Consider the following 13,765-nt stretch of genomic DNA (forward strand, 5'->3'; position numbering starts at 1 on the left):
ATCCGGGTTTATGACGCAAGAGTTGGCCACACGTTATCCGCTGGTGATGGTTCCGGGTTTATTAGGGTTTGTCCGGGTGGTGGTGTACCCCTACTGGTTCGGGATCGTGTCGAGGTTGCGGCAGGGTGGGGCCAAGGTCTTTCCGGTGATGGTGTCTGCAGTCAATTCCACTGAAGTGTGCGGCGAACAATTGCTGCAACAGATCGAGCGAATACTGCGCGAAACGGGGGCGGCCAAGGTCAACCTGATCGGCCATAGTCAGGGCGCGCTGACCAGTCGCTACGCCGCAGCGAAACGCCCGGATCTGGTAGCGTCCGTGACCTCGGTCGCCGGCCCGAATCATGGCTCGGAGCTGGCGGATTACCTGGGACGAAGCTTCCCTCTCGGCACGGTCCGGCGATGCCTGCTCAATGGCGCCATGCGCCTGATGGCCGGATTGATGCGCCTGTTGGAGACCGGCTATCGCGGGCCAAAGCTGCCGATCGATGTCGATGCGTCTCACCAATCGCTGACTACCGAGGGCGTGGCGCTGTTCAACCACCGCTGCCCGCAAGGCTTGCCCGAGGCGTGGGGCGGGCAGGGCGAAGAGTCGGTCAACGGTGTGCGTTATTACTCGTGGTCCGGCACGTTGCAGCCAGGGCGCAGTGATCGCGGGCGTAATCGTCTGGACGGTACCAACGTCACCTGTCGCCTGTTTGCCCGTACTTTTACCCGTGAAGTTGGGCATTGCGACGGTATGGTCGGGCGTTTCAGTTCGCACTTGGGAACGGTCATCGGCGATGACTATCCGCTCGACCATTTCGACATCGTCAACCAGACACTCGGGCTGGTGGGCAAGGGGGCTGACCCGGTGCGGTTGTTCACCGAGCATGCCGAGCGTCTGAAAGCGGCGGGGCTATAAGGCTGCTGATCGGGCCCGTAACGGTGTCTTCCAGCGTTCCGCCAGCACCACGCCACCCAGCGTCAGCGCACCGCCGAGCAAGTGGTACAGGGCCAGGCGTTCGCCCAGCACTGCAGCGGCAATCAGTGCGGTGACGATCGGCAGCAGGTTGAAAAACAACGTCGTGCGACTCGGGCCCAGACGGCTGATGGCGTGCATCCACATCAGCGGGGCCAGCATCGAGGTGGGGATGCAGGCATATAAAATCAAAGGGATATTGCTCGGGCTCAGCCCTGCTTTGGGCGACAGAACAAACAGTGGCAGCAGAACAATAATCGCCACCAACACTTGCAGGTACAGCAGTTGCAGGGGCGGCATGCGCAATTGCCACTTTTTGAGCAACGTGCTGTAGACCGCATACGCCAGGGTCGCGACCAGCATCATCGCGTCGCCCATGTTCACGCCCTGCTCGATCAAGGTACTCAGGTTGCCCGCTGAAATCACCACCAATACCCCGCCAAACGACAGCACCGCACCCACTAACGCCCCTGCTGTCAGGCGATTACCAAGGCTGGTTATTGACAGCGTCAGGGCCATCATCGGCATCAGCGACAGAATGATCCCCATGTTGGTGGCCGAGGTCAGGGTTGCGGCGAAGTACGCCAGGCTTTGATACACCGCCATGCCGAGCACGCCGAGGATGAAGACTTTCCCCAGGTTGGGTTTTATCGTCGTCCAGTTGGCCAGCACTGGTTTGAGCATGAAGGGCGTGAACAGGATCCCGGCCAGCACCCAGCGATAGAAACCGATCTCGGCGGGGAAGATCACCCCCACGGCCAATTTGTTGACGACGGTATTGCCGGCCCAGATCAAAATGGCCAATAACGGATACAGGTATTGCATAAGGACAACCACAACAGAAATGAGACTGGATTATCCCCTGTCTGGATCGATGGCTATACTCTGTTTCAGACAACATCCCCTTGAATACAGACAGCATGAACAACAAGCTTTTAAGCATTCCAGACTTTTCCGGGCTGCCGTCCCCGGTTTACCTGCGCCACGACGAATTCGGCGCGGACACGCACAGTGCGGCGCACAGCCACGCCTGGGGCCAGCTCAACTTTGTCGCCCACGGGGTGATGGAGCTGGAAATAGCCGGGCAGCGCTTTATCTCGCCGCCGCACTATGCCGTGTGGATACCCCCCACAACCGAACACAGTTGCTACAACCGTCAGGCTATCGTCTATCGGTCGGTCTATCTCGCCCTCGAGCATTGCGCCAGTTTACCGAGCGAGCCGTGCACACTGGTGATCAGCGACATTCTCAAGGCGATCCTCAATGACTTTGCGGAACGGGACGTGAAAATCCCTGAGCGCGAAGCTGATATCCGGCTGGCGCAAGTGGTGGTCGATCAATTGCGCGTGGCGCAGGTGCAAACGCGCTATCTGCCTTACGCGCAAAGCCCTGGGCTGCACAGCGTGCTCCAGGCTTTGCAGGCCGATCCCGGGGATAACCGGCCCTTGGTCGAATGGGCGCGTGAGGTGCATGTCAGCGAACGAACATTGGCGCGCCTGTGCCTGCGCGAGCTGGGGATGAGCTTCGGTGACTGGCGTCAGCGCATGCGATTTCTGGCGGCCATCGAGGCGCTGGAAGGACGTCGTTCGGTGCAGGAAATCGCTTTCGATATGGGCTACAGCAGTGCCTCGGCGTTTATCTCGATGTTCCAGCGTCTGGCCGGATGTACGCCCGAGCAGTATCGGCGGCAGGCAAAAAAGCCTGATAGGCAGATGCCATAACACATGGCGGAGCGTTGGCTACACTTCAACGCGAACCGTGCTGCCCGGTGCGGTAATCAGGAGAAAACTCCATGAAGATGCTGCATATACCTTTGCTGATCGTGGGTGTGTTGATGTGTGCCCAAGGCTTCGCTGCTACAGCACAACAGAACAAGATGGCAGCGTGCAATGCTGATCCCCAGGCGAAAACCCTAAAGGGCGATGAGCGCAAAGCCTTCATGAGCAATTGCCTGAAAGCGTCACCCGCACCGGCGGCCAAGGCGGTCACGCCTCAGCAGCAGAAAATGAAAGACTGCAATGCCGATCCTCAGGCGAAAGCGCTGAAGGGCGATGAGCGCAAAGCATTCATGAGCCAGTGCCTCAAAAAATAATCTACAACCGGCTGCCATGACAGGCGCAGCGGCACGTCCAGCGCATTTAAACCTGCGATTGCCGGCCTTGATTCGGGCTGTGATCGCAGGCGTTGTCGGCTGATCATCGGCACGGCTATCGGATCGCTGGTCCTCGACCCGGAACGCTGGCAGACTGCCCACCTTTTCGAGCCGTTCGTTTTGGGGCTGTCATGCCAACGTTTTCTCCGCGTCACGTGTTGTTGGCCAGTTGGATCATCATTTTTTGCGGTTTGTTACTGGTCTTGCCGCTCAAACTGCTGCCGAGTCTGTTGGCCGGGTTGCTGGTGTACGAGCTGGTCAATATGCTCACACCGAAGTTGCAGCGACTGATCGCAGGAGAGCGCGCGCGCTGGTTGGCGGTGGCGTTGTTGGGCACGCTGGTGGTCAGTGTGCTGGCCTTGCTGTTTGCCGGCGCGATCAGTTTCTTGCTGCACGAAGCAGAAAACCCTGGCGCATCGCTGGATAAATTCATGATTCTGGTGGACCGCGCTCGCGGGCAACTGCCGCCGTTCATCGACAGTTACCTGCCCGCCAGCGCCGCCGAGTTCCGTGTGTCGCTGGGTGCCTGGCTGGCGAAGCATGTGGGCGAGCTACAGCTGCTTGGCAAGGGCGCGGCGCACATGTTCGTCACGCTGCTGATCGGTATGGTGCTGGGTGCGATCATCGCCTTGCAGCAGGTGAGTGACGTCCATAAGCGCAAACCGCTGGCGGCGGCGTTGTTCGATCGTCTGAGCTTTTTGAGTCAGGCCTTTCGCAATATCGTTTTCGCGCAGATCAAGATTTCCCTGCTGAACACCGCGTTTACCGGGATCTTTCTGGCGGTGGTCATGCCGTTATTCGGGGTTCATCTGCCGCTGACCAAAACGCTGATCATCCTCACCTTCCTGCTGGGCCTGCTGCCCGTGGTGGGGAATCTGATGTCCAACACGCTGATCTTCATCGTCGGCATGTCGCTGTCGATCTGGGTGGCCGCAGCGGCGCTGGGTTATCTGATCGTGATCCACAAGCTTGAATACTTCCTCAACGCGCGAATCGTCGGCGGTCAGATCAGTGCTAAGTCATGGGAATTGTTGCTGGCGATGCTGATCTTCGAAGCAGCCTTCGGCCTGCCCGGCGTCGTGGCCGGGCCGATTTATTACGCGTATTTGAAAAGCGAGTTGAGAGGGGTAGGGCTGGTTTAGCGCGGTATCAGATAGACCGTTTCAGGCCATTCGCGAATGAGTTCACTCCCACAGAGGCATGCAATCTTCTGTGGGAGTTACCTGCCTGACTGAATCAGCCGTAGCGCTTCTTGGCTTCGATCGCCAAGCCGCTGCCGATGCTGCCGAAGATGTTGCCTTCCACATGGCGGGCGTTGGGCAGCATGGCCGAGACGCTGTTGCGCAACGCCGGAATGCCGCTCGAGCCGCCGGTGAAGAACACCGTATCAACCTGGTCAACGCTCACGCCTGCATCATTAAGCAGCTTCGACACGCTGTTGCGCACTCGTGTCAGCAATGCGTCGATGGCTGACTCGAACAACGCCCGGCTCAGTTCCACGCTCAAGCCTGGCTGAATCCGGTCCAGCGCAACATGGCGGCTTTCTTCGTGGGTCAGCTGGATTTTGGTTTCTTCCACCTCCATCGCCAGCCAATGCCCGGCGCGCTGCTCGATCAGCTTGAACAGGCGGTCGATGCCGCTGGTGTCCTCGATGTCGTAGCGCATGCTGCCTAACGCCAGCTGGGATTTCTGCGAGTACACGGCATTGATGGTGTGCCAGGTCGCCAGGTTCATGTGGTGGCTGGTGGGCATGTAGGCCTGACTCTTCATCCGGCTGCCGTAACCGAACAGCGGCATCACGCCTTGCAGGCTGAGTTGCTTGTCGAAATCAGTCCCGCCGACGTGTACGCCGCCGGTGGCAAGAATGTCGTCGTGACGGTCGGCGATGAAACGCCGGTCCGGCGACAGGCGCACCAACGAGAAGTCCGAGGTACCGCCGCCAATGTCGACGATCAATACCAACTCTTCGCGCTCGAGGGTCGACTCATAGTCGAATGCGGCTGCGATGGGTTCGTACTGGAAGGAGACTTCCTTGAAGCCAATCTTGTGGGCGACTTCCACCAGGGTGTCTTCGGCTTCCTGGTCGGCGGCGGCGTCGTCATCGACAAAATGCACCGGGCGGCCCAGCACTACTTCATCGAACTCACGCTCGGCGGTGACCTCGGCACGGTATTTCAGCTCGCCGATAAACAGCCCCAGGAGGTCCTTGAACGGCATGGCCGTGCCCAGAACGCTGGTGTCGTGTTTGATCAGCTTGGAACCCAGCAGGCTTTTCAGCGAGCGCATCAGGCGGCCTTCATAGCCTTCCAGGTACTCGTGCAACGCCATGCGGCCATAGGCTGGGCGGCGCTCTTCGATGTTGAAGAACACCACCGACGGCAATGTGATCTTGTCGTCCTCCAGCGCGATAAGCGATTCCATGCCAGGGCGCAGCCAGCCGACAGTGGAATTGGACGTGCCGAAGTCGATACCGCAGGCACGGGCTGGAGATTCGTTTTTCATGTGTTTCATGTTCCAGTTAAAAAACGGCCGCGCAGTGTATGTCAGTGCACCGCAGATGCGTAGGGCAAACGTCGGTTAGATGCAGTTAAATGCTGATTTTGAGGCTCGATCCGTACGCAAGGCTTGAACTGGCCGCACTTGCCCCCAATCTTGCGGGTATTGCCTGGCGCCTGAGCGGTTTATCAGCTGAACTCATCACGTGAGTCCGCTCGGCAGCCATTAAGCTTGCAACGTTAATCGATCCAAACGCGCCGAATAAGAGGATGCTATGCGCAGAGCATGGGCGTTTCGGGGCTAAGCTGGATAAATTTGGGGAGGGTGACCGTTAGATGGACTTCAAAGACTACTACAAGATTCTTGGCGTAGAGCCGACGGCGGACGACAAGGCGATCAAGACCGCGTACCGCAAAATGGCGCGCAAGTATCACCCTGATGTCAGCAAAGAAGCGGGCGCAGAAGCCAAGTTCAAAGAGGCTTCAGAGGCTTATGAAGTCCTCAAAAGCGCGGAAAAGCGTGCCGAATACGATGACCTGCGTAAGTACGGCCAGCAGGGTCGTCCATTCCAGGGGCCGCCTGGCTGGCAGGGTCGTGGCGCACCTCAAGGTGGTTTCGGGGATGAAGCCGGGGGTGATTTTTCAGACTTTTTCAGCTCGATCTTTGGTGGTCGGGCTCAGCAAGGCCGTGCGCACAGCGCCGGTCGCCGTGGACAGGATGTAGAGATGGAACTTCCGATTTTCCTTGAAGAAACCCTGTCGACCGAATCGAAACAGGTCAGCTTCAAGGTCGCGCAACACAGCGCTGACGGCCAGCGTTTGCCGGACATCACTAAAACCCTGAACGTGAAAATCCCGGCCGGTGTCGCCGACGGCGAGCGTATTCGCCTCAAAGGGCAGGGCGCGCCGGGTGTGGGCGGTGGAGCGAATGGTGATCTGTACCTGATCATCCGTCTGGCACCTCACCCGTTGTTCGATGTTGAAGGTCATGACCTGATCATCACCGTGCCGTTGACCCCGTGGGAAGCTGCGCTGGGTGCCAAAGTGGCGGTGCCGACCCTGACCGGCAAGATCCACCTGACCATCCGTCCGGACAGCCAGAGCGGTCAGCGCTTACGCGTCAAAGGCAATGGTTTGATCGACAAGAAGGGGCAGCGGGGCGATCTCTACGCCCAGCTTAAAGTCGTCATGCCCACGTTTTCCGACGAAGAAACCAAGGCGATTTGGCAAAGCCTGGCTGAGAAAGCCGCCTTTGATCCGCGGGTCCAATGGAGTAACTGATCATGAGCAGCACCCTGATCGTAGAGCTGGATATGAAGGAATTCTGTCAGGTAACCGAGATACCGGCTGCCTACGTGATCGAAATCGTCGAACACGGCATCCTCGAACCTCAGGGGCAAAAGCCGGATGACTGGTTGTTCGACGCCCACGCCCTGGCGGTCGCCAAGCGGGCGCTGAAATTACAGCATGACCTGGATCTGGAATGGCAAGGGGTGGCTGTTGCGCTGGATCTGTTGGGCGAAGTCGAGCTCTTGCGGGCCGAGAACCGTATGCTCAAGCAGCGCCTGGGGCGGTTTTTGCTGGATTGATCTCGTTCGATAGCGCTTGGCACACGGACTTCGCACGTTTATTCGCGAAGACGGCCTCAGACACACAACCGGTGTCTGACGCCTCTACCTTGGGCCAACTGCTGTTATTTCGCGACTTTGGGCAATACCACGGTAAACGTGGTGCCATCAGTGCTGTTTGAGCTGACCTTGATACTGCCCTGATGGGCATTGACCACTTCCCTGACGATAAACAGCCCCAGCCCAAGGCTGGTCGACGGTTGGCCGACGACTTCGCTGGCGCTGCGTACCATCGGGTCGAAAATCGTTGCGATCGCGTCCTCGGCAATAGGCTCGCCGAAGTTGTGCATGAGCAGGGTGACGTCGTGCTCATCGGCAGTGAGGGTCAGGCTGACTTTGTGGTTGTTGGAACCGTGCTGTAGCGCATTGCCAATCAGGTTTTGCAGCAATTGATCAATGCGTCCGCGATCCCATTCACCGTGGGTATCACCGCTGACCACAAGACTTGGGTCACAGTGCGGCTGACCGGCGCAGGCTTCTTCGATGGCCTCGCGACAGGCGCTGGCCATGTCCATGGGCTTGCGCTCGACGGGCAAGCTGGCGCCCAGACGGCTGCGCACGAACTCGAGTAGATCCCGAACCATCGCTCCCATGTGCCGGGTGCCCCCTTTAATGCGCGCCACATAGGCCTGTGCGCTTTCATCAAGGTCGAGCTTACGCACCAGCAGTTCTGTGGACATGCTAACGGCTTGCAAAGGCGCGCGCAGATCATGCCCCAGAATCGCCAGGAAGATATCCCGTGAGCGTGTCACCTGCTCGGCATAGGCCGCAGTGGATTCGGCCAGCGCTTCATCGATGGCTTCATTGAAGCGAATCATGTCTTGAAAGTACGTCAGATCTGGCGACTCCAGACTGGCGACCCATAATCGAATCACGCTGGCACGCAAATGACGAAATTCAGACGTCATCTGCACTAAATCAAAGCCTACGTTATGCCGCAACTCGCCATGGCTGGCGGCTGCCTGATCCAGTGTCGGGGATTTTTCCGGGCCTTCACCTTTTGCTTTGGCCGCCTGTTCGCCAGCGGTCTGCGAGGTGGTCATGTCCCGGGCGGCCGCCAGCAGAATCGTTTTGGCATGGTCACGTAGCTCGATTCGGTTCATCGAGTCGGCTGCAGGCTTTATGGTTTTTGCGAACTTTTCCCACTCATCGACGATACGGTCAACCTGTTGGACGATGAATTCAGAGAGGCGCATGGCCGGTTACCTTGCTGGGCAGCTATAAATGAGGTGGCGCATCTTAGCGTCTTTGTCTCGTTTCAAGCACTGCCAGGTTCCGGGCGGCCTGTTAATGTTTCAAAACAGGCCGCATCGGAACCTGCTGCATCAGAACAGAAAGTACCGTTGTGCCATGGGCAACACTTCCGCGGGCTCGCACCACAACAACACGCCATCGGCCTTGACCTGATACGTCTGTGGATCGACATCGATTTTTGGCAGGTAGTCATTGTGGATAAGATCGGTTTTTTTTACGTTGCGACAACCCTTTACCACGCTGATCTTCTTTTTCAGGCCCAGAGACTCAGGGATCCCGGCATCAAGCGCGGCCTGACTGATGAAGGTCAGGCTGGTGGCGTGCAGCGAGCCACCGTAGCTGGCGAACATCGGTCGGTAATGCACGGGCTGCGGCGTCGGAATCGAGGCGTTGGCATCGCCCATCAGGCTGGCGGCAATGGCGCCACCTTTCAGAATCAGGCTGGGTTTCACCCCGAAGAACGCTGGACGCCACAGCACCAGATCGGCCCATTTGCCCACTTCGATCGAGCCCACCTCATGGCTGATGCCGTGGGTAATCGCCGGGTTGATGGTGTATTTGGCGATGTAACGTTTGGCGCGGAAGTTGTCGTTGCCGGGGCCGTCTTCAGGCAGCGGGCCGCGCTGCTTCTTCATTTTGTCGGCGGTTTGCCAGGTGCGCATGATCACTTCGCCAACGCGGCCCATGGCCTGGCTATCGGAGCTGATCATCGAGAACGCGCCGAGATCATGCAAGATGTCTTCGGCCGCGATGGTTTCGCGGCGGATGCGACTTTCGGCGAACGCCACGTCTTCGGCAATGCTCGGGTCCAGGTGATGGCAAACCATCAGCATGTCCAGGTGTTCGTCGATGGTGTTTTTGGTGAACGGTCGGGTCGGGTTGGTCGAACTGGGCAATACGTTCGCAAAGCCGCAGGCCTTGATGATATCCGGGGCATGCCCGCCGCCCGCGCCTTCGGTGTGGTAAGTGTGGATGGTGCGGCCCTTGAACGCGGCCAATGTGGTTTCCACAAAGCCGGACTCGTTGAGCGTATCGGTGTGGATCGCCACCTGCACATCGTATTGATCGGCCACGCTCAGGCAGTTGTCGATGGCGGCCGGTGTGGTGCCCCAGTCTTCATGCAGCTTGAGGCCAATGGCCCCGGCTTTGACTTGCTCGATCAGGGGTTCGGGCAGGCTGACATTGCCCTTGCCGGTGAAACCGATGTTCATCGGGAAGGCATCGGCGGCCTGCAGCATGCGCGCCAGATGCCAGGGGCCGGGGGTGACCGTGGTCGCATTGGTGCCCGTGGCCGGGCCGGTGCCGCCGCCGATCATGGTGGTCACACCGCTCATCAAGGCTTCTTCGATCTGCTGCGGGCAGATGAAGTGGATGTGGGTGTCCACGCCACCAGCAGTCAGGATCATGCCTTCGCCTGCAATCACTTCGGTACTGGCGCCGACCGCGATGGTGACGTCAGGCTGGATATCCGGGTTGCCGGCTTTGCCAATGGCGGCGATGCGTCCGTTTTTCAGGCCGACATCCGCTTTGACGATGCCCCAGTGGTCGATGATCAGGGCGTTGGTGATCAAAGTATCGACAACCTCGGCCGCCAGCAATTGGCCCTGGCCCATGCCGTCACGAATGACTTTGCCTCCGCCGAACTTCACTTCCTCCCCGTAGGTGGTGAAATCTTTCTCGACTTCGATCCACAGCTCGGTATCGGCCAGCCGCACGCGGTCGCCAACGGTGGGGCCGAACATGTCGGCGTAGGCTTGTCTGGAAATCTTCATGGCGATCCCTTGGTTCGTTCGGTGCCTGTACCGGTCTCTTCGCGGACAAGTCCGCTCCTACAGGGTGAACGCAATCCACTGTAGGAGCGGGCTTGTCCGCGAAGGCGTCCGATCAGATGAAAAATATCTGTCTGGCGAAATGAATCATTTCAATCCAACTCACCCATAACCCGTCCGGCAAAGCCGAACACCCGGCGGTGGCCGGCCAGGTCGACCAGCTCCACATCCCTCGACTGGCCTGGCTCGAAGCGCACGGCGGTGCCTGCGGGGATGTTCAGGCGCATGCCACGGCTGGCCATGCGGTCGAAGGTCAGGGCGTCGTTGGTTTCGAAAAAGTGATAGTGCGAACCCACCTGAATGGGCCGGTCACCGCTGTTGGCGACGTTAAGGCTGATCGTGCGACGGCCGGCATTGAGTTCGATATCGCCGGGCTGGATCTGATATTCGCCAGGGATCATGCGGTCTTCCTCACCAGGGTTTTGTAGTAAATGGCAGTCGTTTTGTATTCGCCGTCAGGGTTACAGGCATAGTCGGGCAGCTTGCCAGCGCAGAGGTAACCCAACGAGCGGTAGAAGTTTTCCGCAGGCGAGCCGGACTCGGTGTCCAGGTACAGCAGGCCGCGCTTGTGTTGGTGCGCCGCCAGCTCGGCCGCACTCATCAACTGCCCACCCAACCCGCGCCGTTGCGCGGGTTTGAGCACCAGCAGTTTTTGTACCTCGGCGCGATTGAGGCCGTTCTGTTTCTGGCACAGGGCCAGTTGCACGCTGGCCAGCACCTGCTCTTCCTGAACGACTGCCCACAGCAGCACATTGCCTTTTTCCAGCTCTGCACGTACCCCGTCGAAATAGGTGTAGGCCTCGCTGGCCTGAAGATTGGCCATGAACCCCACCGATGCGCCTTGCTTGACGGCGTCCAGCAACAACTCGACCAGACCTTGACGATAGTGGGCAAAGCTTTCGGCAGTGACGCGTCGTAACTGGGCGGCGTTCATGACGGTATTACTCCTGATGGGGGGCGGGGGCATCCGGTGACAGGTTCAGTTGCATAAAGGTCAGGTCTAGCCAGCGACCGAACTTGGTCCCGACCTGCGCCATCTGGCCTGTGACCGCGAAACCCAGGCGCTCGTGGAGGTGCACCGAGGCGGCATTACCGCTTTCGATGGCGGCGACCATCATGTGTTTGTCGCAGGCCCTTGCACGTTCGATCAGTGCCTGCATCAGCAGCGGGCCGAGGCCGTTACCACGTTGGTCGGCGCGCACGTAAACCGAATGCTCGACGGTATGCCGGAAGCCGTCGAACGGACGCCAGTCGCCGAACGAGGCGTAACCCAGTACGCCGTCAGCCGCATCGACTACCACCAAAATAGGGTAGCCCTGAGTCTGGCGGGCGTCGAACCAGGCCTTGCGATTGGCGAGATCGACGGCTTGTTCGTTCCAGATGGCCGTGGTGTTGAGCACGGCGTCGTTGTAGATATCGCGGATGCCGGCAAGGTCGGCTTCCACTGCGTCACGAATGAGGTACGTCATTACAGGGCTCGCAGGGTCAAAAATCAGGCAATCGGTTGATGTACGGTGACCAGTTTGGTGCCGTCAGGAAAGGTCGCTTCGACCTGGATCTCCGGGATCATTTCCGGGATACCTTCCATCACCTGTTCGCGGCTGAGCAAGGTCGTGCCGACATGCATCAGCTCGGCAACGGTTCTGCCATCACGGGCGCCTTCCAGCAGAGCGGCAGAGATGTAGGCCATGGCTTCCGGGTAGTTGAGCTTTACCCCTCTGGCCAAACGCCGTTCTGCAACCAGACCGGCGGTGAATATCAGCAGTTTGTCTTTTTCGCGGGGTGTCAGGTCCATTGTTTAATCCGTTTGAAATGGGTTGTGGATCTCGGACTATCAGGTGCTCCATATTCTAGGTGCAACCGCTTCGCGCCCCAGCAATGCCGGGCGCAGCAGCGTCCATAATTCGATCAGCCAGGCGCGTGCGTGCAGGGCTTCGTCAGCCAGGCAGCGGGCGACCAACAGGCCGGGCAATTGGGTCAGGTTACCGCGTACCGGGTTTTGCAGGTTACGGCAGACTTCCAGCAACTCACTGCTGGCCTCGCCAGTCATCAGCAGCGTGGCAAAAACCGGTTTGCCGTCCAGGCCGATGGGCGAATCGAGCAAGCCATCACCGCCCATTATTCGCTGGCGTTCGTGCCACAGCCATTGGCCGTCGCGGCGGATATCCAGATGCGATTGAAAATGCCCCAGGTCGAAACGCTCGCCACTGGCCGGGCGACCCAGCGCCACCATGTCCCAGTAGCACAGCCGCGCATCGCCTTGCAGCTCAATATGCGTGGTCAACTCGGCCTGGGCGGCGCTGAAGACGATGGTTTCCTGCGGCAGCCACTCCAGCGTGGCGCCCGCTTCAACGCGCAGTTCCAGTTGCTGATATGCCGGGCTTGCGGCGCGGTACCACTTGGCTGCGCCGGGGCTGGTCAGTTGTACCCATGCGTCTTTACCGACGTTGGCGCAAATATCGAGTCGATCCCCGCCGGCAATCCCGCCCGGAGGGTGAACAATGATGTGCTGACAGACCTGCGGGCCTTCGGCGTACAGGTGTTTTTGCACCCGCAGCGGGCCTTGATGTCGACGCATGACCGGCCGTGTGCTGTCGCCGAAACGCCCATAGCCCAGCTCCAGCTCGGCATGCCAACTGGGGGTGAACAGCATGGTGTGGGCAGGAAGGTTCATTCGTCGTTATGTTTATGAGGTATGCCGGGAGACCGCACCTTAGCGGATTGGCGCATCAAATTGTAACCAGACCACGAACCCCTTGTGCTTCCATGTCCTCGCCACGGCCTTGCTGGACGATTTCGCCACGGGACATCACCAGGTATTGATCCGCCAGCTCGGCAGCAAAGTCATAGAACTGCTCCACCAACAGAATCGCCATGTCCCCACGTGCCGCGAGCTGCTTGATCACCGCGCCGATCTCTTTGATCACCGAGGGCTGTATGCCTTCAGTCGGCTCGTCGAGGATCAGCAGGCGAGGGCGACTGGCCAGCGCGCGGCCGATAGCCAGTTGCTGTTGCTGACCGCCAGACAGATCGCCGCCGCGTCGTTGTTTCATTTGCAGGAGCACCGGAAACAGCTCGTAGATAAACGCCGGGACTTCCTTGGCCTCGGAACCAGGGAAACGTGACAGGCCCATGAGCAGGTTTTCTTCTACGGTCAGGCGCCCGAAAATTTCCCGGCCCTGGGGTACGTAAGCGATGCCCGCGTGCACCCGTTGATGGGGTTTAAAACCGGTGATGGCCTTGCCTTCCCATTGCACCACGCCTTCCCTGGAAGGCAGCAGGCCCATCAAAACTTTAAGCAGCGTGGTCTTGCCCACGCCATTACGACCGAGCAGGCACGTCACTTCGCCGATCTTTACGTCGAATGACAGCCCACGAAGGATATGGCTACCGCCGTAATACTGGTGGAGCTTGTCGACTTGCAGCATAGGTAAGTTCTCAAGCAAATA

16 protein-coding genes are annotated in these 13,765 nt (G+C 59.1%); 6 read left to right on the forward strand and 10 right to left on the reverse strand.

Annotated elements, in window-relative coordinates:
• Positions 1–10 precede the first annotated feature (10 nt).
• Positions 11–901 carry a triacylglycerol lipase gene (locus tag K0F75_RS14045; RefSeq protein WP_219062475.1) on the forward strand — a complete coding sequence of 297 codons (891 nt, stop codon included), beginning with the start codon at positions 11–13 and terminating at the stop codon, positions 899–901.
• Here K0F75_RS14045 and K0F75_RS14050 read toward each other — a convergent pair.
• Entirely contained in the window at positions 896–1,783 is an 888-nt protein-coding gene (locus tag K0F75_RS14050) for a DMT family transporter (RefSeq protein ID WP_219062476.1), read from the reverse strand. The two genes, K0F75_RS14045 and K0F75_RS14050, sit on opposite strands and share 6 nt — an antisense overlap.
• A gap of 95 nt (positions 1,784–1,878) precedes the next feature.
• Here K0F75_RS14050 and K0F75_RS14055 point away from each other — a divergent pair, with 95 nt between their 5' ends.
• The 3 genes from K0F75_RS14055 (at position 1,879) to K0F75_RS14065 (ending at position 4,252) form a co-directional block, all read left to right on the forward strand.
• Complete coding sequence (locus tag K0F75_RS14055; RefSeq protein ID WP_219062477.1) at positions 1,879–2,679, forward strand: helix-turn-helix transcriptional regulator; 801 nt, start codon at positions 1,879–1,881, stop codon at positions 2,677–2,679.
• A 71-nt stretch (positions 2,680–2,750) separates the two neighbouring features.
• On the forward strand, positions 2,751–3,050 hold the full coding sequence (locus K0F75_RS14060) for a PsiF family protein (RefSeq protein WP_219062478.1): 300 nt from the start codon (positions 2,751–2,753) through the stop codon (positions 3,048–3,050).
• A 191-nt stretch (positions 3,051–3,241) separates the two neighbouring features.
• Positions 3,242–4,252 (forward strand): AI-2E family transporter, encoded by a 1,011-nt coding sequence (locus K0F75_RS14065; RefSeq protein WP_219062479.1) that lies wholly within the window; start codon positions 3,242–3,244, stop codon positions 4,250–4,252.
• Between the two features lie 94 nt (positions 4,253–4,346).
• Here K0F75_RS14065 and K0F75_RS14070 read toward each other — a convergent pair whose 3' ends face one another.
• Positions 4,347–5,612 (reverse strand): Hsp70 family protein, encoded by a 1,266-nt coding sequence (locus K0F75_RS14070; protein ID WP_219062480.1) that lies wholly within the window; start codon positions 5,610–5,612, stop codon positions 4,347–4,349.
• 329 nt (positions 5,613–5,941) lie between these two features.
• On the opposite strand from K0F75_RS14070, the gene cbpA reads away from it, so the two are divergent.
• Entirely contained in the window at positions 5,942–6,886 is a 945-nt protein-coding gene (cbpA, locus tag K0F75_RS14075; RefSeq protein WP_219062481.1) for a curved DNA-binding protein, read from the forward strand.
• Between the two features lie 2 nt (positions 6,887–6,888).
• Positions 6,889–7,194: a chaperone modulator CbpM gene (locus K0F75_RS14080; RefSeq protein ID WP_219062482.1), complete on the forward strand. Its 306-nt coding sequence runs from the start codon at positions 6,889–6,891 to the stop codon at positions 7,192–7,194.
• Positions 7,195–7,298: 104 nt separating this feature from the next.
• Here K0F75_RS14080 and K0F75_RS14085 read toward each other — a convergent pair whose 3' ends face one another.
• The 8 genes from K0F75_RS14085 to urtE form a co-directional block, all read right to left on the reverse strand.
• Positions 7,299–8,429, reverse strand: coding sequence for a sensor histidine kinase KdpD (locus K0F75_RS14085; RefSeq protein ID WP_219062483.1), 1,131 nt, complete (start codon positions 8,427–8,429; stop codon positions 7,299–7,301).
• Between the two features lie 129 nt (positions 8,430–8,558).
• Entirely contained in the window at positions 8,559–10,259 is a 1,701-nt protein-coding gene (ureC, locus tag K0F75_RS14090; protein WP_219062484.1) for an urease subunit alpha, read from the reverse strand.
• A 149-nt stretch (positions 10,260–10,408) separates the two neighbouring features.
• Positions 10,409–10,717: an urease subunit beta gene (locus K0F75_RS14095; protein WP_219062485.1), complete on the reverse strand. Its 309-nt coding sequence runs from the start codon at positions 10,715–10,717 to the stop codon at positions 10,409–10,411.
• Complete coding sequence (locus K0F75_RS14100; protein ID WP_219062486.1) at positions 10,714–11,250, reverse strand: GNAT family N-acetyltransferase; 537 nt, start codon at positions 11,248–11,250, stop codon at positions 10,714–10,716. The genes K0F75_RS14095 and K0F75_RS14100 overlap by 4 nt, the downstream gene beginning before the upstream one ends.
• Before the next feature lie 7 nt (positions 11,251–11,257).
• Positions 11,258–11,785, reverse strand: coding sequence for a GNAT family N-acetyltransferase (locus K0F75_RS14105; RefSeq protein ID WP_219062487.1), 528 nt, complete (start codon positions 11,783–11,785; stop codon positions 11,258–11,260).
• A 23-nt stretch (positions 11,786–11,808) separates the two neighbouring features.
• Complete coding sequence (gene ureA / locus K0F75_RS14110) at positions 11,809–12,111, reverse strand: urease subunit gamma (protein WP_219062488.1); 303 nt, start codon at positions 12,109–12,111, stop codon at positions 11,809–11,811.
• 39 nt (positions 12,112–12,150) lie between these two features.
• Positions 12,151–12,990 (reverse strand): urease accessory protein UreD, encoded by an 840-nt coding sequence (locus K0F75_RS14115; RefSeq protein WP_219062489.1) that lies wholly within the window; start codon positions 12,988–12,990, stop codon positions 12,151–12,153.
• 55 nt (positions 12,991–13,045) lie between these two features.
• Positions 13,046–13,744, reverse strand: coding sequence for an urea ABC transporter ATP-binding subunit UrtE (gene urtE / locus K0F75_RS14120; protein WP_219062490.1), 699 nt, complete (start codon positions 13,742–13,744; stop codon positions 13,046–13,048).
• Between the last annotated feature and the right edge of the window lie 21 nt (positions 13,745–13,765).

The organism is Pseudomonas sp. UMAB-08, assembly GCF_900095225.1.
In the GTDB taxonomy this organism is placed as follows: Bacteria; Pseudomonadota; Gammaproteobacteria; order Pseudomonadales; family Pseudomonadaceae; genus Aquipseudomonas.

What these genes read in the sequence shown, in the direction of transcription:
- K0F75_RS14045 (WP_219062475.1), top strand. Translation starts at nt 11, where the DNA reads ATGACGCAAGAGTTGGCCACACGTTATCCGCTGGTGATGGTTCCGGGT.
- K0F75_RS14050 (WP_219062476.1), bottom strand. Translation starts at nt 1,783, where the DNA reads ATGCAATACCTGTATCCGTTATTGGCCATTTTGATCTGGGCCGGCAAT.
- K0F75_RS14055 (WP_219062477.1), top strand. Translation starts at nt 1,879, where the DNA reads ATGAACAACAAGCTTTTAAGCATTCCAGACTTTTCCGGGCTGCCGTCC.
- K0F75_RS14060 (WP_219062478.1), top strand. Translation starts at nt 2,751, where the DNA reads ATGAAGATGCTGCATATACCTTTGCTGATCGTGGGTGTGTTGATGTGT.
- K0F75_RS14065 (WP_219062479.1), top strand. Translation starts at nt 3,242, where the DNA reads ATGCCAACGTTTTCTCCGCGTCACGTGTTGTTGGCCAGTTGGATCATC.
- K0F75_RS14070 (WP_219062480.1), bottom strand. Translation starts at nt 5,612, where the DNA reads ATGAAAAACGAATCTCCAGCCCGTGCCTGCGGTATCGACTTCGGCACG.
- cbpA (WP_219062481.1), top strand. Translation starts at nt 5,942, where the DNA reads ATGGACTTCAAAGACTACTACAAGATTCTTGGCGTAGAGCCGACGGCG.
- K0F75_RS14080 (WP_219062482.1), top strand. Translation starts at nt 6,889, where the DNA reads ATGAGCAGCACCCTGATCGTAGAGCTGGATATGAAGGAATTCTGTCAG.
- K0F75_RS14085 (WP_219062483.1), bottom strand. Translation starts at nt 8,429, where the DNA reads ATGCGCCTCTCTGAATTCATCGTCCAACAGGTTGACCGTATCGTCGAT.
- ureC (WP_219062484.1), bottom strand. Translation starts at nt 10,259, where the DNA reads ATGAAGATTTCCAGACAAGCCTACGCCGACATGTTCGGCCCCACCGTT.
- K0F75_RS14095 (WP_219062485.1), bottom strand. Translation starts at nt 10,717, where the DNA reads ATGATCCCTGGCGAATATCAGATCCAGCCCGGCGATATCGAACTCAAT.
- K0F75_RS14100 (WP_219062486.1), bottom strand. Translation starts at nt 11,250, where the DNA reads ATGAACGCCGCCCAGTTACGACGCGTCACTGCCGAAAGCTTTGCCCAC.
- K0F75_RS14105 (WP_219062487.1), bottom strand. Translation starts at nt 11,785, where the DNA reads ATGACGTACCTCATTCGTGACGCAGTGGAAGCCGACCTTGCCGGCATC.
- ureA (WP_219062488.1), bottom strand. Translation starts at nt 12,111, where the DNA reads ATGGACCTGACACCCCGCGAAAAAGACAAACTGCTGATATTCACCGCC.
- K0F75_RS14115 (WP_219062489.1), bottom strand. Translation starts at nt 12,990, where the DNA reads ATGAACCTTCCTGCCCACACCATGCTGTTCACCCCCAGTTGGCATGCC.
- urtE (WP_219062490.1), bottom strand. Translation starts at nt 13,744, where the DNA reads ATGCTGCAAGTCGACAAGCTCCACCAGTATTACGGCGGTAGCCATATC.